This window comes from Silanimonas sp. (assembly GCF_027531545.1).
Classification (GTDB): domain Bacteria; phylum Pseudomonadota; class Gammaproteobacteria; order Xanthomonadales; family Xanthomonadaceae; genus Silanimonas.
In genome coordinates this window covers 90,710-113,532 of record NZ_JAPZSC010000001.1, presented here as the reverse complement: position 1 = coordinate 113,532, position 22,823 = coordinate 90,710, and the positions used below count along the sequence as shown (strand labels likewise).

Annotated in this window: 17 protein-coding genes; 10 read left to right on the top strand and 7 right to left on the bottom strand. The window is 70.1% G+C overall.

The genetic code is table 11. From position 1 onward, the window contains the following. The first annotated feature begins 155 nt into the window (after positions 1 to 155). The 6 genes from pilG (at position 156) to O9280_RS00495 (ending at position 12,217) form a co-directional block, all read left to right on the top strand. A complete protein-coding gene (gene pilG, locus O9280_RS00520; RefSeq protein ID WP_297865840.1) occupies positions 156 to 557 on the top strand; it encodes a twitching motility response regulator PilG in 402 nt (133 codons plus the stop codon). Continuing rightward, positions 554 to 1,081, top strand: a complete 528-nt coding sequence (locus O9280_RS00515) for a chemotaxis protein CheW (RefSeq protein WP_297865841.1) — start codon at positions 554 to 556, stop codon at positions 1,079 to 1,081. The genes pilG and O9280_RS00515 overlap by 4 nt, the downstream gene beginning before the upstream one ends. Positions 1,082 to 1,146: 65 nt before the next feature. Then, entirely contained in the window at positions 1,147 to 3,180 is a 2,034-nt protein-coding gene (locus O9280_RS00510; protein WP_298337449.1) for a methyl-accepting chemotaxis protein, read from the top strand. Between the two features lie 56 nt (positions 3,181 to 3,236). After that, positions 3,237 to 9,692, top strand: coding sequence for a response regulator (locus O9280_RS00505; protein ID WP_298337446.1), 6,456 nt, complete (start codon positions 3,237 to 3,239; stop codon positions 9,690 to 9,692). Further along, entirely contained in the window at positions 9,685 to 11,718 is a 2,034-nt protein-coding gene (locus O9280_RS00500; protein WP_298337443.1) for a chemotaxis protein CheB, read from the top strand. Before O9280_RS00505 ends, O9280_RS00500 begins: the two co-directional genes overlap by 8 nt. A gap of 25 nt (positions 11,719 to 11,743) precedes the next feature. Beyond that, positions 11,744 to 12,217: a chemotaxis protein CheW gene (locus O9280_RS00495; protein ID WP_298337440.1), complete on the top strand. Its 474-nt coding sequence runs from the start codon at positions 11,744 to 11,746 to the stop codon at positions 12,215 to 12,217. Positions 12,218 to 12,261: 44 nt separating this feature from the next. Here the strand turns inward: O9280_RS00495 and rlmM are convergent, their stop codons facing one another. The 5 genes from rlmM to O9280_RS00470 all read right to left on the bottom strand — a co-directional run bounded on the left by rlmM (position 12,262) and on the right by O9280_RS00470 (position 16,525). Then, entirely contained in the window at positions 12,262 to 13,353 is a 1,092-nt protein-coding gene (gene rlmM, locus O9280_RS00490) for a 23S rRNA (cytidine(2498)-2'-O)-methyltransferase RlmM (RefSeq protein ID WP_298337437.1), read from the bottom strand. Positions 13,354 to 13,357: 4 nt separating this feature from the next. Further along, positions 13,358 to 13,915 (bottom strand): nucleoside deaminase, encoded by a 558-nt coding sequence (locus tag O9280_RS00485; RefSeq protein WP_298337434.1) that lies wholly within the window; start codon positions 13,913 to 13,915, stop codon positions 13,358 to 13,360. Continuing rightward, entirely contained in the window at positions 13,915 to 14,349 is a 435-nt protein-coding gene (locus O9280_RS00480) for a hypothetical protein (RefSeq protein WP_298337431.1), read from the bottom strand. Before O9280_RS00480 ends, O9280_RS00485 begins: the two co-directional genes overlap by 1 nt. A gap of 1 nt (position 14,350) precedes the next feature. Beyond that, the gene (locus O9280_RS00475) at positions 14,351 to 16,093 is read right to left on the bottom strand and encodes a glutamine--tRNA ligase/YqeY domain fusion protein (protein ID WP_298337429.1); all 1,743 of its coding nucleotides are present in this window, start codon (positions 16,091 to 16,093) and stop codon (positions 14,351 to 14,353) included. 81 nt (positions 16,094 to 16,174) lie between these two features. Next, positions 16,175 to 16,525, bottom strand: coding sequence for a hypothetical protein (locus O9280_RS00470; protein ID WP_298337427.1), 351 nt, complete (start codon positions 16,523 to 16,525; stop codon positions 16,175 to 16,177). 189 nt (positions 16,526 to 16,714) lie between these two features. Here O9280_RS00470 and O9280_RS00465 point away from each other — a divergent pair, with 189 nt between their 5' ends. From O9280_RS00465 to O9280_RS00455, 3 genes are read left to right on the top strand one after another with little or no spacing between them, the layout of a single operon-like run. Beyond that, the gene (locus O9280_RS00465; protein ID WP_298337424.1) at positions 16,715 to 18,913 is read left to right on the top strand and encodes a hypothetical protein; all 2,199 of its coding nucleotides are present in this window, start codon (positions 16,715 to 16,717) and stop codon (positions 18,911 to 18,913) included. A gap of 3 nt (positions 18,914 to 18,916) precedes the next feature. After that, positions 18,917 to 19,558: a glutathione S-transferase family protein gene (locus O9280_RS00460; RefSeq protein ID WP_298337421.1), complete on the top strand. Its 642-nt coding sequence runs from the start codon at positions 18,917 to 18,919 to the stop codon at positions 19,556 to 19,558. Continuing rightward, on the top strand, positions 19,548 to 20,450 hold the full coding sequence (locus tag O9280_RS00455) for a DMT family transporter (RefSeq protein WP_298337417.1): 903 nt from the start codon (positions 19,548 to 19,550) through the stop codon (positions 20,448 to 20,450). The genes O9280_RS00460 and O9280_RS00455 overlap by 11 nt, the downstream gene beginning before the upstream one ends. Here the strand turns inward: O9280_RS00455 and O9280_RS00450 are convergent. Together O9280_RS00450 and O9280_RS00445 are read right to left on the bottom strand one after the other, a co-directional pair. Then, positions 20,420 to 21,091 (bottom strand): hypothetical protein, encoded by a 672-nt coding sequence (locus O9280_RS00450; protein WP_298337416.1) that lies wholly within the window; start codon positions 21,089 to 21,091, stop codon positions 20,420 to 20,422. The two genes, O9280_RS00455 and O9280_RS00450, sit on opposite strands and share 31 nt — an antisense overlap. Beyond that, complete coding sequence (locus O9280_RS00445) at positions 21,088 to 22,017, bottom strand: LysR substrate-binding domain-containing protein (RefSeq protein WP_298337413.1); 930 nt, start codon at positions 22,015 to 22,017, stop codon at positions 21,088 to 21,090. The genes O9280_RS00450 and O9280_RS00445 overlap by 4 nt, the downstream gene beginning before the upstream one ends. 170 nt (positions 22,018 to 22,187) lie before the next feature. On the opposite strand from O9280_RS00445, the gene ahpC reads away from it, so the two are divergent. Further along, positions 22,188 to 22,751 (top strand): alkyl hydroperoxide reductase subunit C, encoded by a 564-nt coding sequence (gene ahpC / locus O9280_RS00440; protein WP_298337410.1) that lies wholly within the window; start codon positions 22,188 to 22,190, stop codon positions 22,749 to 22,751. Positions 22,752 to 22,823: the final 72 nt, after the last annotated feature.

Here is a 22,823-nt window from a genome sequence, read left to right as displayed (position 1 = left end):
GAAACAGGGTATCAGGGGGCCGGAGGCACCGCTGAGCGTGGAATCATGAAGCGGGGCGCGGGCTTGACACGTTTTGTTGACACTGGGATATAGGTTGCGTTGCGGCGCGCCATGGCCTGCCCGGGCCTCTGCCGACGGCACTTTTGGGGATAGCGATGAGTGAAAGCAACGAGTCCGGCGCACTGGCGGGCCTGAGGGTCATGGTCATCGATGACTCGAAGACCATCCGCCGTACGGCGGAAACCCTACTCAAGAAGGAAGGTTGCGAGGTCGTGACCGCGAACGACGGCTTCGAGGCGCTCGGCCGCATCGCCGAGGTGCAGCCGCAGGTGATCTTCGTGGACATCATGATGCCGCGCCTCGATGGCTATCAGACCTGCGCCCTCATCAAGTCCAACCAGCTCTTCAAGAACACGCCGGTGATCATGCTGTCCTCGAAGGACGGCCTGTTCGACAAGGCCCGCGGCCGCATCGTCGGCTCCGAGCAGTACCTCACCAAGCCGTTCACCCGCGACGAGCTGCTCGACGTCGTCCGCCGCTACGCGCCCGCCGCATGAGCGCCTTCGACCTCCTGCTCGACTACGAGCGCCGCTCGCTGGCCCACCAGCCGGGCCGCCCCGAGTTGGTCGAAGCGCCCGGCCACTGGCGCGGCGTGGGTTTCCGCATCGGCAAGCACCGCCTCGTCGGCGCGTTCGGCGACGTGGTTGAAATCATCAGCCTGCCCGCGATCACCGCCGTGCCCGGCTCGCAGCCCTGGATGCTCGGCCTCGCCAACGTCCGCGGCAGCCTCTACGGCGTGGTCGACCTCAAGCAGTTCCTCGAAGGCGAGCGCAGCGCCGTCAACGAGGGGCAGCGCTGCCTGCTCGTCCGGCAGCCGGGTGGCAACGTCATCCTGCTCACCGACGAGCTCTACGGCCAGCGTTCGTTCAACGACTCGCACCTCATCGAGCGCCCGGAATCGCTGGAGGGCCGCTATGCCGCGGTCATCGCCCGCGCCTACCGCGTCGCCGACGTGACGTGGGGCGTCCTCGACATCCCGCTGCTGTCCCGCACCCCCGAGTTCCGCCAGGCCGCCGCCTGACCGCCGCACCCGCTTGAGCCGCACCCCAGCTTGAGTCAACCCGTTCCGATCCGAGGTCCGATGTAATGAGCGCTTCGAAAGTCACCTTCCAAGACCGCCTGACCAAGGTCGGCCTGCGCGTCTGGGCCTTCCTGCTCGCGGTGTCGCTGCTGGTCTTCGCGGCGAACTTCTTGGCCGCGACGTGGTTCGCCGGGCAGATCAACAGCGCTTCGGCGCTGTCCTTCGGTCTGCAGGTGGACGCGCAGAAGCTGGGTCGATACGCGACGGAGGCCATCGCCGGTCGTGAAGAAGCGTTCGCCGAACTCCAGGGCACGCGCGATGCCATCGTCACGGCGGTCGGCGCGCTCAACGACGGCACCGGCGGCAAGGGTGTGCCCGGCTACAAGGGCGACCTCAACATGCCTCAGGTGAACGCGGCGCTCGGCGAGGTCACGGAGACTTGGACGCGCATGTCGGCCGACACCGACAAGATCCTCGGTGCGCAGGACGAAATCATCGCGCTCGCCCAGACCGCCGACTCCTTCACCGGTCGCATCCCACGCCTCACCGCCCGTCTCGACGAAGTGGTGCGCGCCATGTCGGACGCCGGCGCCCCGGCCTCGCAGATCAACATCGCCAACCGCCAGATCGTGCTCGCCAACCGCATGGCGCAGCGCGTCGCGGAAATCCGCTCCGGTTCGGACCAGTCCGACGCGCTCTCGCGCGACGCCGCGGTGTTCGCCCAGGTGCTGGCCGGCCTGAAGCAGGGCAACTCGGACCTCGGCGTCGTGGCGCTCACCTCGCCGAACGCCCGCGCCGCCGTGGAAGCGGTCGAAACGCAGTACGCCGACGCCCAGAAGGAAATCGAAAGCATCCTGACCACCGCGCCGAACCTCTTCGCGGTGCAGGCCTCGGGCGACGTGCTCTCCGGTGACGCCGAGGTGCTCGGCGAGAACAGCGCGGCCCTCGCCGGCGCCTTCGCCAACGCCAACGTCACCCGCATCTTCCCGAACAACTGGTGGGCCATCGGTGGTGGCCTCGGCCTGCTCATCGGCGTGGTCGGCCTGTTGCTGACGATCTTCTCGGACGGTCGCAAGCGCGAACGCCAGGCCACCGAGCTCAACCAGCGTAACCAGGAGGCGATTCTGCGCCTGCTGGACGAAATGGGATCGCTCGCCGAGGGTGACCTGACCGCCAAGGCGACGGTGACGGAAGACATCACCGGCGCGATCGCCGACTCGATCAACTTCGCTATCGACCAGCTGCGCACCCTCGTCGGCACGATCAACGAGACCGCCGTGCAGGTGGCCGCCGCGGCCCAGGAAACGCAGGCGACCGCGATGCACCTCGCCGACGCCGCCGAGCACCAGGCGCAGCAGATCACCTCGGCCTCCGCGAAGATCAACGAAATCGCGGCGAGCATCGACGAGGTGTCGAAGAACTCCGCCGAATCGGCCGACGTGGCCCAGCGCTCCGTGCAGATCGCCGCCAAGGGCGCTGAAGTGGTGCGCCAGACGATCCAGGGCATGGACAACATCCGTGACCAGATCCAGGAAACCTCGAAGCGAATCAAGCGCCTCGGCGAAAGCTCGCAGGAAATCGGCTCGATCATCGAACTGATCAACGACATCTCGGAACAGACGAACATCCTCGCGCTGAACGCCGCCATCCAGGCGGCCTCCGCGGGTGAAGCGGGCCGCGGCTTCGCGGTCGTGGCCGACGAAGTGCAGCGACTCGCCGAACGCGCCTCGAACGCCACGAAGCGAATCGAAGCGCTGGTCGCCACCATTCAGAGCGATACCAACGAAGCGGTGTCCTCGATGGAACAGACGACCGCGGAAGTGGTCGCCGGTGCCCGCCTCGCCGAGGACGCCGGCCTCGCGCTGGTCGAGATCGAAAAGGTGTCGAACGACCTCGCCGACCTCATCCAGAGCATCTCCGAGGCCTCGCGCCAGCAGTCGGCCGCCGCGACGAACATCACCGCGACCATGACCGTCATTCAGGAGATCACCACGCAGACCTCGCAGGGTGCGAGCCAGACGGCCGAGTCGATCGGCAACCTGGCACAGCTCGCTGCCGACCTGCGCCGCTCGGTCGCCGACTTCAAGCTGCCGGACTGATCCGCTCTCCCGCGGCATCCGCCGCGGCGTGACCCCCGTACTGCCGAGAGCGCACGATGCGTCTGCAAGACCAGAACGACTACACCACGCTGACCTGGGTCAAGCCGGAGATCGACGAAACCCTCAAGCTGGCCCGCCAGGGCCTCGAGGACTACGTCGAGAACGGCCAGGACCCGGCCCAGCTCGAACTGTGCGCCAACGGGCTCGCCCAGGTGCACGGCGCGCTGCGCATGGTCGAGCTCTACGGCGCGGCGATGGTCGCGGAGGAAATGCACGCGCTGGCGAAGGCGCTGATCGCTGGGGGCATCGAGGATCGCGACAACGCCTTCAGCGCGCTGATGCGCGGCATCATGCAGTTGCCCGACTATCTCGAGCGCCTGCAGACCGGCTTCCGCGACATTCCTCTGGTGCTACTGCCGCTGCTCAATGATTTGCGTGGCGCCCGCGGCGAGAAAGGCGTGTCCGAGGCGATGCTGTTCTCGCCCAACCTCGGCGTCGAGCTTCCTGCGTCCGCCCGCGGCCCCGGCACGCCGCTGCCCCTCGACCAGGTCAAGCGCCGCGCCGAAGTCGCCAGCCAGTTGTTCCAGGGCTCGCTGTTGAAGTGGCTGAAGGACGGCGACAGAGCTTCCGCCCGGGACCTCGCCGACGTCTGCCTGCAGATGGTCGAGTTCACCAGCGCCGAATCGGCGCGTCGGCTGTTCTGGGTGGCGTCCTCGCTGCTCGATGCTGCGGCGCGTGGCGCCTTCCCGGTGGAGCGCGCGCACCAGCAGGTGATCGCCCGCATCGAGCGCGAGATCAAGCGCCTCGCCACCGAGGGCGACGCGGCCTTCCGCACCCAGCCGCCGGTCGAATTGACGCGGCAGCTCCTCTATTTCATCGCCCATGCGCCCGAGAAGTCTGGCCGCCTCGGCGAGGTCAATGCCGCGTTTGCGCTCGAGAGCTACATGCCGAGCGAGCGCGAGGTGGAACACGCACGCAGCGCGATGGCCGGCCACAACCGCGCCCTGCTGTCGACGGTCACTAACGCCATCAAGGAAGACCTCCTGCGCGTGAAGGACGCGCTCGATCTGCACATGCGCGCCCCTGCCGGCGTCGTCGCCGAACTCGGCGCGCAGATCGACACCCTCGACCGCGTCAAGGAAACCCTCGGCGTGCTCGGCCTCGGCGTGCCGCAGCGCGTCGTGCGCGACCAGCTCGCGACCATGCACGCCATCGCCGGCGGCCACCGTGCCCCGGACGAATCGGCCCTCCTCGACATCGCCGGTGCGCTGCTCTATGTCGAAGCGATGCTCGACGACCAGGTGGCGCGCCTTGGCGAAGGCGAGGCCGACGCCAACGCGCCGCAGCCGCTCCTGCCGGCCGCCGAAGCGCGCGCCGTGCTCGACGTGGTCGCCCGCGAAGCGCTGAACAATTTCAGCAGTGCGCGCGCCTGCTTCGTCGCCTTCGTCGAGACCCATTGGGACCACTCGCGACTGCAGGACGTCTCTCCCCTGCTGTCCGAAGTCGCCGGCGCCCTCCGGATCCTCGAAGTGCCCGCGGCGGTCGACCTGCTCACCGCCATCTCGCGCTTCACGGTGGAAGAGCTCATCGCCAAGCGTCGCGTGCCGACCGGCCACCAGCTCGATCGCCTCGCCGACGCCTTGGCCTCGGTCGAGTACTTCCTCGAGGCGATCCGCGATCGCCGGCCCAATCCGGACCAGATCCTCAACATCGCCCGCGAAAGCCTGACCGCCATCGGTTACTGGCCGCTGCCGGCCGCGCTTGGGCCCGCCATCGTGCCGGCGACGCCCGCGGCTCCGGCGTTCGAGCCGCCGATCACCGAAGCGTCGGCGGAATCGGTCGTCCCGGTCGATCCGGTCCTCATTGCCGCCATCGAAACCCCGGCCCCTGCCTTTGCCGAACCGCCCGCACCGGTGGCGCCGATCCCGGTGCCCCGCGTCGACGTGGCGGCCACCGTGGATACCCCGGCCCTCGCGCCGGCCGCTCCCGCGCCGAAGCCCGCGGCAGTCGTTGGCGAGCGCCTGCCGGGTTACGACGTCGCCTCGAACGAGGACGTCGACGCCGAGATCCAGGAAGTCTTCCTCGAAGAATTCTCGGAGGAGATCGAGAACCTCGGCACGCTGCTGCCGGCTTGGGCCGCGAAGCTCGACAACGTCGACGCGCTGCGCCCGATCCGTCGCGTGTTCCACACGTTGAAGGGCTCCGGCCGACTCGTGGGTGCCAAGGCGCTCGGCGAGTTCAGCTGGAAGATCGAGAACATGCTGAACCGCGTGCTCGATGGCACGCGCCCGCCGACCCAGGCGGTGCACGACATCGTCGCCGAGTGCGCGCGTGTGCTGCCGGACCTGCGCGCCGCGCTGGCCGGCGAGGAGCGCTACGCCGATCTCGACGGGCTGAAGGCCATTGCCGACCGCGTTGCCGCTGGTGAGGAAGCGCACTACGTCGCCCCGGCAGCCCATGCGCCGGAGCCCGACGCGCCGATCCAGGCGGCCGCGCCGGCCATCGAGCCGGTGCCTTCCGCGCCGGCCCCCATCGAGCCGCCGCCGCTGCCCGAAGTGCACGAGGTGGCGCCTGACGTGCCGGTCGTTCGCGCGGCCAGCCATTGGCCGATGCTGCCGGCCTACGAAGCGGTTCCGGAAGGGGTGTCCTTCGCGCTCGACCCGGTGCTGCTCGAGATCCTCCGTCCCGAGGTGGAAGGCCACTTGGAAGTGGTCGACGAGTGGCTGGCCCGCTCGGAAGCGCAGGGCCCACGGCGCATCGAAGAGCGCTTGCTCCGCTCGGTGCACACGATGAACGGTGCGTTCGCGATGACCGAGGTCAGCGCGATCACCGGTGTCACCTCGCCGTTGGAAGGCTTCCTGAAGCGCCTGATTTCCGCGCAGGCCCTGCCCTCCGCCGAGGACGTCGTGCTGGTTCGCCAAGCCACGTACGCCGTGCGCCAGACCCTCGACGCGTTGGCGGACCCCGAGGCGCGCCTGCCGCAGTTCCCGGCCCTGGCCGCGGCGCTGCAGGCCGTTCGCGACGCGCTGCCGGAGCCCGGTTCGCCGGTGCTCAGCCTTGGCGACGACGACACGATCGTCGCCGTCGACATGGGCGGCATCGACACGGCGGAAGTGCCACGCTTCAACGCCCCGGCCGAACCGGTGGCCGAAGCTACCGCACCGGAGGCCAGCGGTGAGTTCGCCCCGGCCGACGCCCAGGACCCCGAGCGCCTGACGCTCGACTCCTTCCTCGAGGCGCCGCTGCCGGTGGCGTTCGACATCGCCGAGAGCGAGTCCGTCGCCATCGAACCTTCCGTCGACGTCCCCGTCGACGCGACGCACGCCGCGGACGAGGCCTCCATCGCCGCTGCATTGCCGCCGGTCGACGATCGGGCCGAGGAAGCGGCCTACACCGCCGAGTTGGCGGCGCTGAAGGCCCTCGCCGATGCCGAGGCGGCTGCCGCGGCCGAGCAGGCCGCGCGTGCGCAGGCCGAGCGGGACGCCCGCGTCGCCGCCGAAGCCGCCATGGCCCTGGCCATCGCTGAAGCCGCCGCCGCCGAGGCAGCCGCCGCCGAGGCTGCCGCCGCTGAATCCGCAGCAGCAGCGCAAGCCGAAGCCGCCGCAGTGGCGGAAGCACAAGCGGCCGAACGTGCCGCCCAGGATGCCGAGGCGGCCGCTCTGGCTGCCGAGCTGGCGGCGTTCGAGCAGGCGGAGCGCGAGGCGCGCGCCGCTGCTGAACAGCGTGCCCGCGAGCAGTCCGAGCGCGAGGCCGCCGCCTTCGCCCAGATGCAGGCCGAGCTGGCCGAACAGGCCGCTCGCGCGCAAGCGGAGCAGGAAGCGCGTGAAGCCGAGGCTCGCGAGGCCGAAGCCCGCGCCGCTGCGGAACAGGCCGCCCGCGAGCAGGCCGAGCGCGACGCCGAAGCGGAAGCGCATCGGGCCGAGGCGGAGCGCGAGGCCGAGGAGGCCCGCCAAGCCGCCGACCGCGCCGAGCGCCAGCGCATCGCTGAAGAACTGGCCCGCCGCGAGGCGGCGCGTCTCGCCGCCGAATCGCCGTCCGGCGCCATCGACGCCGCCGGCGATACGGGCTTGGTCTTCGATGCCACCACCGTGCCCGACGCGGGCGATCCGGCCGATCCGGACGAGGCCCTCGACACCACCGAGATCGACACCGACCTGCTCGAGATCTTCCTCGATGAGTCGAGCGACCTGCTCGACCACAGCGACGGGCTGATGGCCCGCCTGCGCGACGAGCACGAGGATCGCGAGCTCATCACTGGCCTGCAGCGCGACCTGCATACCCTGAAGGGCGGCGCGCGCATGGCCGGCGTCTGGCCCGTCGGCGAACTCGGCCATGCGATGGAATCGCTGCTCGAGGCCGTCGCCGACGGCAAGCGCAGCCTCGATGCGCGCGGCGTCATCGTCCTCGAGCGCTGCTTCGACCGCCTGCACGCGATGACCACCCGCGTCACCGAGCGCAAGGCGATCGTCCAGCCGAACGGCCTCATCGCGCAGGTCAATGCCCTCGCGCTCGGCCAGCCGCTGCCGGGTGCGGGCGCAGGCGATGCCGAAGCCGGCACGCCGTCCGCCGCCGCGCCGGTCGCCGTCGACGCCCGCAAGCCCAAGCTCGCCGAGCTGTCCCGCCCGATCGACGACGTCCTCGACGACGACGACGGCGGTGCGCTGCGTGCCGCGCAGGAGCAGGTGCGCATCCGCGCCGACCTGCTCGACAAGCTGGTGACGTACGCCGGCGAGGTGGCCATCTACCGCGCCCGCCTCGAACAGCAGCTGGGTGCGTTCCGCGGCAACCTCAACGAACTCGAGCAGACGACCTCGCGTATCCGCGACCAGCTGCGCCGCCTCGAGATCGAGACGGAAGCGCAGATCGCCTCGCGCTACCAGCGCGAGGAAGAGACCAGCAAGCAGTTCGATCCGCTGGAGTTCGACCGCTTCTCGACGCAGCAGCAGCTCACCCGCTCGCTGGCCGAGTCGACGAACGACCTGGGCAACCTCTACGACTCGCTCGACGAACTGACCCGCGGTTACGAAGCCCTGCTGCTGCAGCAGTCGCGCGTGAGCTCGGACCTGCAGGAAGGCCTCATGCGCACGCGCATGCTGCCCTTCGAATCGCTGGTCCCGCGCCTGCGCCGCGTGCTCCGCCAGGCCTGCACCGACACCGGCAAGCAGGCCCAGCTCAAGGTCGACGGCGCCAGCGGCGAAATGGACCGCTCGGTGCTCGACCGCATGACGGCGCCCATCGAGCACATGCTGCGCAACGCCATCGCGCACGGCCTCGAAACGCCGGACGAGCGCCGCCAGGCCAAGAAGGACGCCGAAGGCACCGTCCGCATCGCGGTGGCGCGTGAAGGCTCCGAAGTGGTGCTGCGCCTGACCGACGACGGCAAGGGCCTCGATCGCGACCGCATCTTCGCCAAGGCCGTCGAACGTGGCCTGACCACGGCCGACGCCCAGCTCAGCGACGAGCAGGTGTTCGGTTTCATCCTCGAGTCGGGCTTTTCGACGGCCGAGACCGTCAGCAAGCTGGCCGGCCGCGGCGTCGGTATGGACGTGGTCTATAGCGAAATCCGCCAGCTCGGCGGCTCGCTGCAGATCCGCTCCACGCCCGGCAAGGGCAGCGAGTTCACGGTGCGCCTGCCGTTCACCCTCGCGGTCACGCAGGCCGTGTTCGTCAAGATCGGCGAGACGCGCTTCGCGGTGCCGATCGCCTCGGTGCAGGGTGTCGCGCGCATCGGCCGCAACGAACTGGCCGAGCAGGAGGCCACCGGGAGCCCGGTGTTCCGCTACGCCGGCGAGGACTACGGCATCTACGACCTCGGCCGACTGGTGGGCCATGCGCCGGCCAACGCGGAAGGCAGCCTGCAGATGCCGCTGCTGCTCGCCCGCTCCGGCGACCTGCGTGCCGCGATCTGCGTCGACCAGGTGCTCGGCAGCCGAGAGATCGTGGTGAAGCCGGTCGGCCCGCAGGTCAGCTCGGTCACCGGCATCTTCGGCGCCACCATCATGGGTGACGGCTCGGTCGTGGTGATCCTCGACGTCGCGCCGCTGGCGCGTCGTTTCAACGCCATCACCGCCGAGGCCATCGCCGAGGACCGCCCGGTCGCACCGGCCGCCGCGCCGCTGGCCGAGCGCAAGGTGCCTTTCGTGATGGTGGTCGACGACTCGATCACCATGCGCAAGGTCACCGGCCGAGTGCTCGAGCGCCACAGCTTCGAAGTCGGTACGGCGAAGGACGGCGTCGACGCCATCGAGAAGATGGCCGAGCGCGTGCCCGACCTGATGCTGCTCGACATCGAGATGCCGCGCATGGACGGCTACGAGCTGGCGCAGACGATGCGTGGCGATGCCCGCTTGCGCGACGTGCCGATCATCATGATCACCTCGCGCACCGGCGACAAACACCGCCAGCGCGCGTTCGAGATCGGCGTGAACCGCTACCTCGGCAAGCCCTACCAGGAGCCGGAGCTGATCCGCCACGTGTTCGAACTGCTGGCCGAGGTGGCCGCGCGTGGCTGACGGGTCGCGCCTGAAGGTCGCGCTGCTGGCCCGCGCCGGCGCCGCGCGCGAGCAGCTGAAGCGCGCCATCACCGAGCTCGGCGCCGAGCTCGTTGTGGAGGCCGACCCGAATGACCTTGCGCCGGGGGCCCTGGCGTCCGCTGGCGCGACCACCGTGCTGGTGAGCGTCGAGCCGGCGGTCGAAGACGCCCTCGATCGTCTCGAAGACGACCTGCTCGCGCCGTCGCTCAACGTCATGTTCGACGAGGCGGAGACGACGGCGAAGCTCGGCGGTTGGGATCTGAATCGTTGGGCGCGCCATTTGGCCGCCAAGTTGCTCGGCTGTGGCGTGCTGCCGCCCGGCGCCGAGCCGGAGGCGCACCAGGAGGCCGCCGCCTTCCTCGAACCCGGCGTGCCGACCACGCCGGCCGCGCTGGCGGACGAGGCCCGGATCGACGATTTCGCCGCCGAAATCAACGCGTCGGCGGCGGACGTGCCCAGCGCCTACCGGCCGAGCGATGCGCCGCCCACCGTCGAAGCCGCCGACACTGCCCCCGCCACCGAGGTCGCGCCGCCGGCCGACTGGGTGACGCCGCCGGTGGAAGAGGGCGACCCGGAACACCTTGAACTCGACCTCGCCGCGCTGGAACAGGCGATGCAGGCACCGGTCGTCGATGTCGGCGCCGCGGAGCCGGCCTCCCACAGCGGCCCGGCCGCGTTCGCGGTCGCGGATGACCTCGATGTCGGCATGATCGATCTGCGCGGCCTTGAACTGGTCGACGACGTCGACGTGCCGGCGCCGGAACGCCCGTCGCAATCGTCCGTCTCCCTGCTCTCGGCGAAGGAGATCAGCTTCGACGCGCCGGCCGCTTCGTCATCCGCGATCGACGTCGACGTGCTGTCGATGGACGTGGAAGAGCTGACCCTCACCGAGGAGGAGCTCGCGGCCTTCGGCGAAGGCGGTGGCTTCCGCTTCTCCAGCGGCGACACGTCGTCCGCCGGGGACGAGGAGGCCGGCGATGACGCGCTGGCCATGGCTCCCGAGCTGGCGAAGCTTGCCGCTTCCTTCGACGAGAACCTCGATTCGCTCGGTTTCGAAGGCAGCAGCGAGGACCTCGCCGACGACTTCGCCGATTTCGATCGCCGCGATACGCCGCTGGCGCTCGGACCGCAGGGCGAGACGCCGCTGGAGCCGGAGCGCGCTTTCGCCGAGCCGCCGCCGATCCCCGATTTCGATTTCGCGGAAGGGGCCTACGTCAGCGTTGCGAAGCCGGCGGCGATGCCGATCCCGGACACCAGTGGCCTGAGCCTCTCCGCCGAGGATGCCGCGCCGGTGGCCCCGGCTGCGGCCGCCGCCAACCCGGCCTTCAGCTTCGCGGGGCTGGGCGGCCTGGAACTGGCGCCGATTGATGACGTGCCGGCCGTGGCGCCGCCGCCGCCTCCGCTGGCCGAGCCGGTGGTGATCCCCGATGTCGCCCACCTCAGCCTGAGCCCGCTCACCGAGGAAGGTGCCGAGGCCGAGGCCGCGGCCGCCACCGGAACGGTGCTGGTGCTCTCGGGCATCGGTGGGCCGGATGCCGTGCGCCAGCTCTTGCGCGCGCTGCCGGCCAGCTTTCCCCTCGCCGTGCTGCTTCAGCAGAACCTTGATGGCGGGCGCCACGACCGGTTCGTCGAGCAGCTCGCGAAGATCAGCCGCCTGCCGGTGGCCCTCGCCGAGCCCACCGAAACGCCGCCGCCGGGTGCCGTCCGCGTGCTGCCGGAAGGTCTGTCCAGCGCCGGTGCCCTGAGCTTCCCCAAGGCCGAAGGGGTCGCCGCGCTGATCGCGGCAGCTACCGAGGTGCAGGGTGCCGTGGTCGTGCTCAGCGGCGCCGACGACGCCGTGGTCGAGCCGCTCGTGCAGGCCATGGCCAAGGGCACGCGCGTGCTGGTGCAGGACCCCGCCAGCTGCTTCGACGCCAAGGCCATCGTCGCGCTGCAGGCCGCGGGCGCGTCGCCGGTGTTGGCCGCCGACATCGCGGCGCGGCTCGATGCCTATTTCCCTACTTGATGATGCGAACCGACCGGAACACGCCATGAGCACCGAGCTGAACGATATCCGAGGCGTGATGATCGCCGTCGGCGGTGGTGGCCGCCTGCTGCTGCCGAACGCGAACGTGGCGGAAGTGATTTCGTACTCCGAGCCGGAGCGTGTCGACGCGGCGCCGGAGTGGATGCTGGGCGTGGCGCGCTGGCGCGGTTGGCGCCTGCCGGTGCTGAGCTTTCCGAAGCTGGTGGGCTGGCCGTCCGAGACCGTGCAACTCGGCGCCAAGCTCGCCGTGCTGAAGGCGCTGGGCGGCAATCCGCGCCTGCCGTACTACGCCGTGGTGTCGTCGGGCTTCCCGCGACTCGTCAGCGTCTCGCGCGAGCGCCTGATGCCCGTCGAAGACATGCGCGAGCACCCGCTCGGCGTGCAGGCGCGCGTGCAGCTCGGCGAGGACATCGTCGTGATTCCCGACCTGATGACGGTCGAGCTGCTGGTCGACGAAGCGCTCTCGAAGGTCGCCTGACGAAGGGCTTCAGCCCTTCGCGATGCGCTTGAGGACGGCGCGGCTCAGCGCCGCGCGAAGACCGTGATCTCTTCCCGGTCGTGGTAAAGCTGGCGCGCGCGCAGCGCCTTCAATTCGCCGGCCTGGGCGCGGAACAGGTCGAGGCACATCACCGTCTCGTCCCAGCGCTTCTTCATCGGCAGCTTGAGGTTGAAGATCGCGTTGCGGCACCAGCCTTCGCGGAACCACTCGGCCATGCGTTCGGCGACGCGACGCGGCTGTTCGACCATGTCGCAGACCATCCAGTCGAGCGGACGCGCCGGCTGCCAGCGGAAGCCGTCGGCACGCAGGTGCTCCACCTGCGGATGCCCGGCCACCGGATCCTTCAGCGGGCCGTTGTCGACCGCGGTGACGCGAAGTCCCGCACGCACCAGCACCCAGGTCCAACCGCCAGGCGCCGCGCCGAGGTCGGCAGCGCGCAGGCCATCGCGCAGCAGCGTCTGGCGCTCCTCGTCGGTGAGCAGGGTGTGGATCGCCTCGTCGAGCTTGGCGGCGCTGCGGCTCGGCGCGTTCGGCGGCTGGCGCAGGCGCGGGATGCCGCCGGGCCACGGGCTGCTGTCCTCCACGCGCGAAAGCGCGAGCTCCATCCGCGTGCCGGAATGCACGAGCACGTGCAGGCGCGGCTTGCGCGCATCCGGCTTGTCGGTGAGCCAGCCAGGCTTGCGGAGTGCCGGGCGCAGGGCATTACCGAAGCCGCGAGCGAGGCCGGCGAGTTCGCGTCCCTCGTCGGCGTCGCTGTGCTCGACCACGAGGTCGCCGAAGCGCAGGGTCCCGCCCGAGGCTGCCGCGACCGTTTCGCGGGTCGTCTCGAGGGCGGCCAGCAGCGGCGTGATGCGGTCCTTCGGATCGAGGCCATCCAGGCGCACGAGGCCCAGCAGTTTCTGCCGCGCGAAGATCAGGTCGTCGAAGGCGAGCTGCCGTTCCAGCAGTGCCGCGCTGGCGCAGACGTAGCGGACAACGCCGCTGTTGCGCTCGGTGGCGGCGTGGCCCCAGTGGTCGCGCTCGCCCGCGCGCGCGGTGAGTTCGGCGGCGAGCTCGGGCTCGAAGCCCGGTCGGCAGTAGGCGAGGAGGGCCGTTTCGGGTTTGGCGGTGCTCATCCGATCAATAGACCTTGCCGGCGCGGCCGTACTCGGCCAGAACGGCACACGCTTCGTCGCGGCGCAGGTCGGTGACGACGGCGATGCGGCGCTTCTGCAGCTCGCCGCGCCAGTCGGCCGGCAGCGGGCCTTCGTCGAAGCCCGCCAGCGATTCAACATCGCCGGCGCGCGCGCCGATCAACAGCCGGTCGATGCCCGCCCACACGCTGGCGCCGTAGCACATGCAGCAGGGCTGCGAGGACGTGGCCAAGGTGATCGGGCCACGCTCGGCGTTGAGGCGGAATTGCTGCACGCGCTGCTGGCTGGTGGCGAAAGCCATCATCTCGGCGTGCGCGATCGAGGTGCTGTGCGGCACCACGCGGTTGACGCCGACGCCGATCAAGCGGCCCTCCGGCGAGAACACCGCGGCGCCGAAAGGGCCGCCGCTACCGTGCTGCACGTTCAGTGCGGAGAGGCGGATCGCCAGCGCCATCTTGGCGTCGTCGTCGGCGTAGTCGGCCGCGGCGTCGACGGCCTCGTGCACCCAAGCCGGCAGCGTGAGGTGCACCTGCGCGTAGAGCATCAGCGCACGGCCTCGCCGCTGGTGGCCGGGCCGGCCTCGCAGCGACCCTCGACGCAGGCGCAGCCTTCGATGTCGCGGAAGCCGCAGACCGACTGCATGTCGTTCTGCGCGCACTCGGCTTTCACCTGCTCCGGGAAGGTCGGACTGTTCGTGTTGACGCAGGCCGGGTAGTAGCCGCAGCAGCTCCCCACGTCCTTGACGGCGCAGTCGGCGTCGGTGGTGCAGGAATAGTCCACCTCACCGGGCTTGGCGGCCTCCGTTGCCGGCACGGGTGCGCTCGAAACGGGCTGCTCGATCAGCGGCTTGCCGCTCGCATCGGTGGCGGCGCTGCCGTTGCCCGACGCGGTGCTGCCGCAGGCGCCGAGCGCCAGGGCGCCGAAAGCGACGGCGAGCGCGAACGCGAGATGGCGGAGCGATCGGGGGGAGGCGTGCATCTCAGGCTCCTTTCGCGGCCCAGCTGTCGCGCAGGGTCACGGTGCGATTGAACACCGGCTTGGCCGGCGCATGGTCGTAACGCTCGGTGGCGAAATAGCCGAGGCGCTCGAACTGCACGGCGGATTCGTTGGCCAGCGCAGCGGCGGCCGGCTCGACGACAGCGGTAACCACGCGGACCGAATCGGGATTCAGATGGTCGCGGTAGGTCTTGCCATCGGCGTCGTCGTCCGGGTTCTCGACCGAGAAGAGCCGGTCGTAGAGGCGCACTTCAGCCGTGATGCCGGCATTCGCGCACACCCAGTGGATGGTGCCCTTCACCTTGCGGTTCGCGCCCTCCATGCCGGGGCGGCTTTCGGGGTCGAGCGTGCAGCGCAGCTCGACGACCGCGTCGCCGTCCTTGATGACTTCGTCGCACTTGAGGATGCCGGCGCCGCGCAGGCGCACTTCGCCGCCGGGCACGAGGCGATGGAAGCCCTTCACCGGCGTTTCCATGAAGTCCTCGCGCTCGATCCACAGCGCGTTCGAGAACGGCACGTCGCGCTGGCCCTTGGATTCGTCCTTCGGGTGGTTGGCGAAGCGGAGGGTCTCGCGGTGGCCTTCGGCCACGTTGGTGATGGTCACCTTGAGCGGGTCGATCACCGCCATGCGGCGCTCGGCCTTGGCGTCGAGCACGTCGCGGATGCAGCCCTCGAACACCGAGAAGTCGATGACCGAGTTCTGCTTGGAGATGCCCACGCGCTCGGCCAGCAGGTGCAGGGCCTCGGGCGGCACGCCGCGGCGGCGGATGCCCTGCAGCGTCGGCATGCGCGGGTCGTCCCAGCCGGCGACGAGCTTTTCGTTCACCAGCGCGAGCAGCTTGCGCTTACTCATTACGGTGTAGTTGATGTTGAGGCGCGAGAACTCAATCTGTCGCGGCTTGGCGGCTTCATTCGCCACGCCACGGTCGGTCAGCGGCTTCAGCAGCTCGGGGCGTTCGTGCAGGCGCACGTGGTCCACGGCCCAGTCGTAGAGCGGGCGGTGGTCTTCGAACTCGAGCGTGCACAGCGAGTGGGTGATGCCTTCGATGGCGTCCGACAGCGCATGCGCATAGTCGTACATCGGGTAGATCGGCCATGCGTCGCCCGTGGCCTGGTGACTCACTTTCTTGATGCGGTACAGGGCCGGGTCGCGCAGGTTGATGTTGCCCGAGGCCATGTCGATCTTCGCGCGCAAGGTGCGCGCGCCGTCGGCGAACTCGCCTGCGCGCATGCGGCGGAACAGGTCGAGGTTCTCCTCGACGCTGCGGTTGCGGAACGGCGATTCGCGGCCCGGCTCGGTGAGGCTGCCGCGGTACTGGCGAACTTCCTCGGCCGAGAGATCGCAGACGAAGGCGTGGCCGTCGCGGATCAGCTGCTCGGCAGCCAGGTAGATCACGTCGAAATAGTCGGAGGCGTGGCGCAGTTCGTGCCACTCGAAGCCCAGCCAGCGCACGTCGTCCTTGATGGCCTCGACGTACTCGACGTCTTCCTTCTCGGGATTGGTGTCGTCGAAGCGCAGGTTGCAATGGCCGCCGAACTCGGCGGCGATGCCGAAGTTCAGGCAGATGCTCTTCGAATGCCCGAGGTGCAGGTAGCCGTTCGGCTCCGGCGGGAATCGGGTGTTGATGTGGCCGTGCTTCCCGCTGGCGAGGTCCTCGCGGACGATGTTGCGGATGAAGTCGGTGCGGGCCGGGACGGTCTCGGCCGCGGTGGAAGGTTCGCTCATGGCGCCTTGAAACGGAAACGGGGCAGACCGCGAAGTCTACCCCGCCGGGCACCTCGTCGCGCCGCGCGGGGGCGGGACGCCTTACTCGGTGAAGCGGAAGCTGGAGATCTCGCAGACGTCGATGCCGTGCTTGACCACTTCATCGCCGTCGTCGAACTCGGCCTTGAAGTCGAACTTGCAGTAGCCCGTACCGTCGTCGAAATTGATCATGACGGACTGGCCCGGCTCGAGCACCTTGTCGCCGAGGATGTCTTCTTCCCAGTCGGTGGTGCCGGCGTTCGAGCCGAAGAAACGGACGATGGTGTGGTTCGTCTCGTTGATGATGCGGACCCGGCGGTCTTCCTGGGCGCTCGCCGTGCCGCTGGCCAGGCCGGTGAGGGTGAGCACGACGAGGAGGATCGTGGTGCGGATGGCGGAGAGGTAGGACTTCACGCGGGAACTCCTTGGTTGGGAGCCTCGATCGTCGCGTATTCGCCGCGTGATGGGGAGTCACTTCCTGTCAAAGGCCGGGGGTAGCCCGCGTTGCGGGGCGGCTGGGGCGATCTGTCAAAAGCCGTCAAGGGTCGCAGCCCTTCCGCTAGAGTGGGGTTTCTCTCCCGCCTGCTCCCGCCCCGCATGCATGTGCGCCTGACCACCCTGGCCTTGGCCGCCATCGCCCTGCTGCTGCTCGCGGCGGTGGCGGTGGCGCCGGCCATGCGCATGGATCTCGCGCGCAGCGGCGTGCCGCTGAAGGTCGCGTCGACAGCGGCGCCCAACGACGTGCCCCTGGCCGACATCCTCAGCGGGCGCTATCAGCCCGGGTTCTTCCCGGCGCTGGACGGATCGGTGCGGGCCGCGCCGCGCGCGGACCGCATCGTGTGGTTGCGCCTTCAGGCCAACGTGCCGCCGCGGGAGGTCGGCGAGCGCTGGTACGTCCGGCTCGAACGCGCGCCGGTGGATCGCGTGGCCGTCCTGCTGCCCGGCGCGCCGGACCGCGAGGTGGCGGAGGCCCGCTATTTCCGCCTCGGCAGCTGGGATGCGCGTTGGCCCGACGGCTTCGTGTTGCCCTTGCCCGCGGCGGTCGTGGGCGACGTGGCGCTCTACGTGCGCGTGGAAGGGAATGTCGATGCCGACCTGCGGCCGCAGTTGATCGACGGCCGCGTGCTCGCCGAGCGCGAGGCGGCCGCGCTGCGCCTGTTCGCGCTCGTCTACGGCGTGCTGCTGGTGTCGCTGGCACTGTGCGTGGTCCCGGCGGTGCGGCGTTCGGGTGCCGGCGGTTGGAGCATGGCCGCGCTGACCGCCGTCTCCGCGCTGGCCATTGCCCTGATCAACGACCACCTGCCGCTGCCGCTGCGTGCCGTACTCGATCCCTGGTTGGCCGGTGGGCTCGTCTACGCGGTCACCATCCTGCTCGCGGGGGCCCTGCTGATCGTCGCGCGCCGCCAGTCCGGGCTGAAGGCGAACTCGGCGACGCTGGCGCACTGGTACCACCGCTTCGGGCTCGTGCTGATCCTGCTGGCCTTCGCCGGCACCCGCGTTCCGCCCGAGTACGCCGACCTGCTGAGGCAGGTGGCGGAACTCGTCTGGTCGCAGGCGTGGCTGCTCGTGCTGGTGGCCTTCGCGCTGGACCGTCGCCGCCTCCGCTCGGTGCCGATCGCCCTGATGGCGCTGCTGATCGCGGCGCTGGTGGTGCGCGCGCTGGCCGCCGGTGGCGCCGTGCCGGCGTCCGCGCTCGCGCTCTACGGCTACCAGTTGCTCATCGCCACCCTGATGTTAGCGCTGGTCCTGCTGCCGTGGATGCGCGGCCTGCCGGTGGAGGCACCGAAGGCCACCGCGCCGGAACCGGAGATTCCCGTCGAGGATCGCTGGGCGCGCGCCGAAGCGAAGATGGTCGCGGCCATCGACGCGGCGCTGCGCTACGGCGGCGGTGCGGAGGCCGACTGGGTGGTGGCACGCCGGCTCATCGAGACGCTGAAGCCGCTGCTGGAGGCGCGCTCCGTCGCCGTGGCGCGCTCCTCCCTGCACGGCGAGGACACGATCATCGCCGAGCCGGGGGACACCGAATCGGTCTACGCGATCCTGCTGCGCGATCGGGCCCGCGTGCTGCGCTCGCTGCTCCGCCTCGGCACCCCGCAGCAGCTCGTCCTGCCGATGGGCATCGATGGCCCGAGCCAGGTGGCGATGGTGCCGTATCTCGTCACCGAACGCGGTTGGACCGCCCTGTTCGCCGAGCGTCGCCGTCGTGGCTTCGAGCCGGACGAACTCGCCCGCATCGAGATGATGGTCGCCTCGGCGCGTCGGGTCGCGGCCAGTGCGCTCGATGAGCGCGAGGCGACGATCCGCGCCGATCTCGATCCGGTGCTTGACGTGCTGAACGCCGAGGCATTGCAGCGGGATTTGCGCACGGCCTTCGAGCGCTGCCGCGACAACAACGAGCCGATCGCCCTCCTGCGTGTGCCGCTGGCGGGCGAGGGCGGGTTCGAAGGGCGCGCCAAAGCGCTGATCGGAGCACTCGAAGTCCTCGATGCCTTGCCGTCCCACCTGTTGGGCCGTCCGGGCCCCGACGAACTGTGGATGGTGCTCCCAGGCCTCGACGTGCCCGCCGCGAGGGCCTTCGCCGAAGCCCTGCACCAGCGACTGTCCCCGGTCGCCGCGCCGGTGTCGGGGCTCGCGCCCGCGGGCAGACGCCCCATGGTGGCCGAGTGGGTGATCGGCATCGGCGCGATGGTGGTCGGCGAGCTCGTGCCGCGCCCGATGATCGAACGTGCGGGCGAAGCGCTCGAACGGGCCCGCGTGCCCGGCGCGCAGGCCGTCCAGGCCGTCGTGACGGCGCTACACTGAGGCATGCTCCGGCTCGTCATCGGCAACAAGAACTACTCCTCGTGGTCGCTGCGGCCCTGGCTGCTGCTGCGCCATTTCGAAGTGCCCTTCGACGAGGTCCGCCTGCCGCTCGACACCCCCGAGTTCCAGCAGCGCATCCCCGATTATTCGCCCACGGGCCGCGTCCCGGTGCTGCACGACGGCACTCGCGTGGTCTGGGATTCGCTGGCGATCTGCGAGTACGTCAACGAGACCTTCCTCGAAGGCCGTGGCTGGCCGTCGGATCCCTCGCTGCGATACCTCGCCCGTTGCGCCGCCGCAGAGATGCACTCCGGCTTCGGGCCGCTGCGTGCGCAGTTGCCGATGAACTGCCGGCGCACGCCGAACGCCTATCGCTGGAAGGCCGATGCCGAGGCCGACATCCGCCGCGTGCTCACGCTCTGGCGCGAGTTGCGTCGTCGTGCCGGCGGGCCGTTCCTGCTCGGCGATTTCGGCATCGTCGATGCGATGTTCGCACCGGTCGCCATCCGTTTCCGCGGCTATGGCGTCGTGCTCGACGACAACGCGGGGCGCTACAGCGAGGCGCTGTTCGCGCTGCCGGCGATGCGCGAATGGCAGGCCGCGGCCGAAGCCGAGACCGAGCGACTGGGCCACGATGCGCTCTGACCGGGGTGCGCTGCTGGCGATGGCCGGCGGTGCGAGCCTGATCAGCCTGACCGGCGTGCTGGTGCGCTTCGCCGACGTGCCGCCGACCGTCGCGGGCTTCTGGCGCATGGCCTTCGGCGGTTCGATGCTGGCGCTCGTGTTGTTCGCGTTGAGGCGCTGGCGCCACGTGCCTGCGCGCGCGTGGGCGTTCTGCCTGTGGCCGGCCTTCGCCTTCGCCGCCGACCTCTGGCTCTGGCATCGCAGCATCCATGCCATCGGTCCGGGGCTGGCGACGCTGCTGGCGAACACGCAGGTGTTCTTCATGGTGGCCGCCAGCGTGCTGTTCTTCGGCGAGCGCCTGCATGCGCGCTTCGCGCTCGGCGTCGCGCTGGCCTTCGGCGGGCTCGCACTGATCCTCGGCGATGGTTGGTCGGCCTTGGCCGCCGAGTCGAAGGCCGGCGTCTGGCTCGGCTTCGCCACCGGCATCGCCTACGCCGCCTACAATCTGGGCTTGAAGCGCAGCCAGCGCGAGGCGCCGATGGCCGCCGAGCCGATCCTCGTGGTGTCGACGCTGCAGTGCGCGGTGATCCTCGGCCTTGCCGCGTGGGTCGAAGGGGTGTCCTTCGCCATCCCCGACACCCGCAGCCTCGTCGCGCTGCTCGCGCTCGGGCTGATCGGCCAGTGCCTCGGCTGGGTGCTGATCGGCCGCGCCCTGCCGCGCATCAGCGTGGCCAGCGTCGGCCTGCTCCTGCTGCTGCAGCCGCTGCTGGCCTTCGTGTTCGACGTGCTGCTGTTCTCGCGCCCGACGGCGACGCACGAGTGGATCGGCGTGGCCATGTCGCTCGCCGGCATCTTCGTCGCCGGCCTGAAGCCTGCGGCACCTCAGGGCAACGCGGCGACCTCGCAGACGTAGACGATCTCGCAGGCGCCGTCGCCGCTGTCGTCACGACGCAGCGAGGTCGACCAGCGATAGCCCTCGGCCGTTTCGATGTCGACCAGCCAGCCGGTGAGGCGGATGCGGCGGCCGGTCTCGAGGTCGGCCAAGCGCTCCGCGACGGCCGGCGTGGCCGGGATCATGTGCATGTTGCTGCTGCTGGTGATGATGGTCTCCAGCGGCAGCGGCGGGCCGTCCGGGCCCCAGCGGTAGTGGTACCAGCGGCCCGACTGCGAAATGTCGAGGGCCTCGTAGGCGGCGGGATCGGACATCGGGCCCCAGCCCAGTGCGAGGTCGAGCGGTGAGACCGCGGCCTCGCGGCCCACGCGGTAGCGCTCGATGCCGAGCACGGTCGCTTCGACGGCGAAACCCGCGCGCGGTGTCGCCCGATGCTCATCGAGTTGGAAGGGCGGCATGGCCGGCGGCGTGGCCAGCTGCACCGGTGAGGGTGCGGCGCCGATGCGCGGCATCACGCAGGCGGCTGGCGCGCCGCTCGGGTCGCGAGCGGGCACGACCGAGGGCGCCCGCGATTGCCACCAGCCGAACGCCAGGCACCCCGCGATCACCAGGAGCAGGGTGCGCGGCACGGGCCCCAGCCCGCCAGGGAACAGCCCGCTCATTCGCGCGCCTCCAGGCGCAGGAGCTCGGCAGGGAGGCGCGCCAGCACGTCGGCGAAGCCGCGCAGGAAGGTGGCTCGGGCGGAACTCTTGCGCCAGAACAGGGCGATGCGGCGCTTCGGCGCCGGGGCCGCGAAGGGCAGCAGGCGCAGGTTGGGCTGCGGTGGCACCGGGGGTTTCACCGCCAGCACCGGCAGCAGGGTCATGCCCACGCCTGCGGCCACCATCTGCCGCAGCGTTTCCAGCGAGGTGGCGCGGAAGCCGTCCTTCTCGCTGGCGCCGGCGAGATGGCAGACATCCAGCGCCTGCTCGCGCAGGCAGTGGCCGTCCTCGAGCAGTAGCAGGTGCTCGTGCTGCAGCGTGTCGAGGCTGAGCGCCGCGCGCTTGCGGCCGCGCGGCGTGGCCAGCGGGTGCTTTTCGGGCACGGCCAGCACGAAGGGCTCGTCGAACAGCACCGCGTGCTCGAGGCCCTCGTCGTCGACGGGCAGGGCCAGCACCGCGGCGTCGATGCGCCCTTCGCGCAGCCGGGCGATCAGGGCTTCGGTCTTCTCCTCGACCAGCAGGAGTTCGAGCTTGGGATAGCGTGCGCGCAGCGGGCCGACGACGTGCGGCAGAAGGTAGGGCCCGAGCGTGGGGAACAGGCCGAGCCGCAGGGTGCCGGATTCCGGGTCGTGGGCGCGGCGGGCGATCTCGCGCATCTGTTCCACCTCGGCGATGACGTTCCGGGCGCGCTGGGCGATCTCGGTGCCGGCCTCGGTGAGCATCACCTTGCGCGGCGCGCGCTCGACGAGCGCGACGCCGAGTTCCTCCTCGAGCTTGCGGATCTGCGTCGAGAGGGTGGGCTGGCTGACGTGGCTGGCCTCGGCCGCGCGGCCGAAGTGCCGGTGGTCGGCGAGGGCGAGCAGGTAGCGGAGGTCGCGGAGATTCATATTGATAGTCTACAGCTATCAAAGCCATGCGTTCAATTCATTTCATCTTTTTGTGCGGTGCGGCTACATTGCGCTCCGTTGCCCCCGCCCCCACTTCCCCCGGCGACGCGCGGGCTCCCCTTCGCTGACTTCCCTTGTCCACCCGACCTTCCCCACCAGGAGTTGCAACGATGTCCCTGATCAACACGCACGTCCCGACGTTCAAGACCACCGCCTTCCACAACGGCAAGTTCGTGCCGGTGACGGAAGAGAGCTTCAAGGGCGAGTGGTCGGTGCTGGTGTTCATGCCGGCCGCCTTCACCTTCAACTGCCCGACCGAAGTCGAGGACGCGGCCGAGAACTACGCCGAGTTCCAGAAGCTGGGCGCCGAGGTCTACATCATCACGACCGATACCCACTTCTCGCACAAGGTGTGGCACGAAACCTCGCCGGCCGTCGGCAAGGCCAAGTTCCCGCTGGTCGGCGACCCGACCCACACGCTGACCCGCGCCTTCGGCGTGCACATCGAAGAGGAAGGCCTGGCCCTGCGCGGCACCTTCGTCATCAACCCGGAAGGCGTCATCAAGACCGCCGAGATCCACGACAACGCCATCGCGCGTGACATGAAGGAGACCCTGCGCAAGCTGAAGGCCGCGCAGTTCGTCGCCAAGAACCCGGGCCAGGTCTGCCCGGCCAGGTGGAACGAGGGCGCCAAGACGATCGCTCCCTCGCTGGACCTCGTCGGCAAGATCTAAGCCGCATTGCCACCCGGTCGCCGCGTCCTCGCGGCGGCCCGGGTGCTTGCCCAAGCCGCGCCGCGCGGTTTT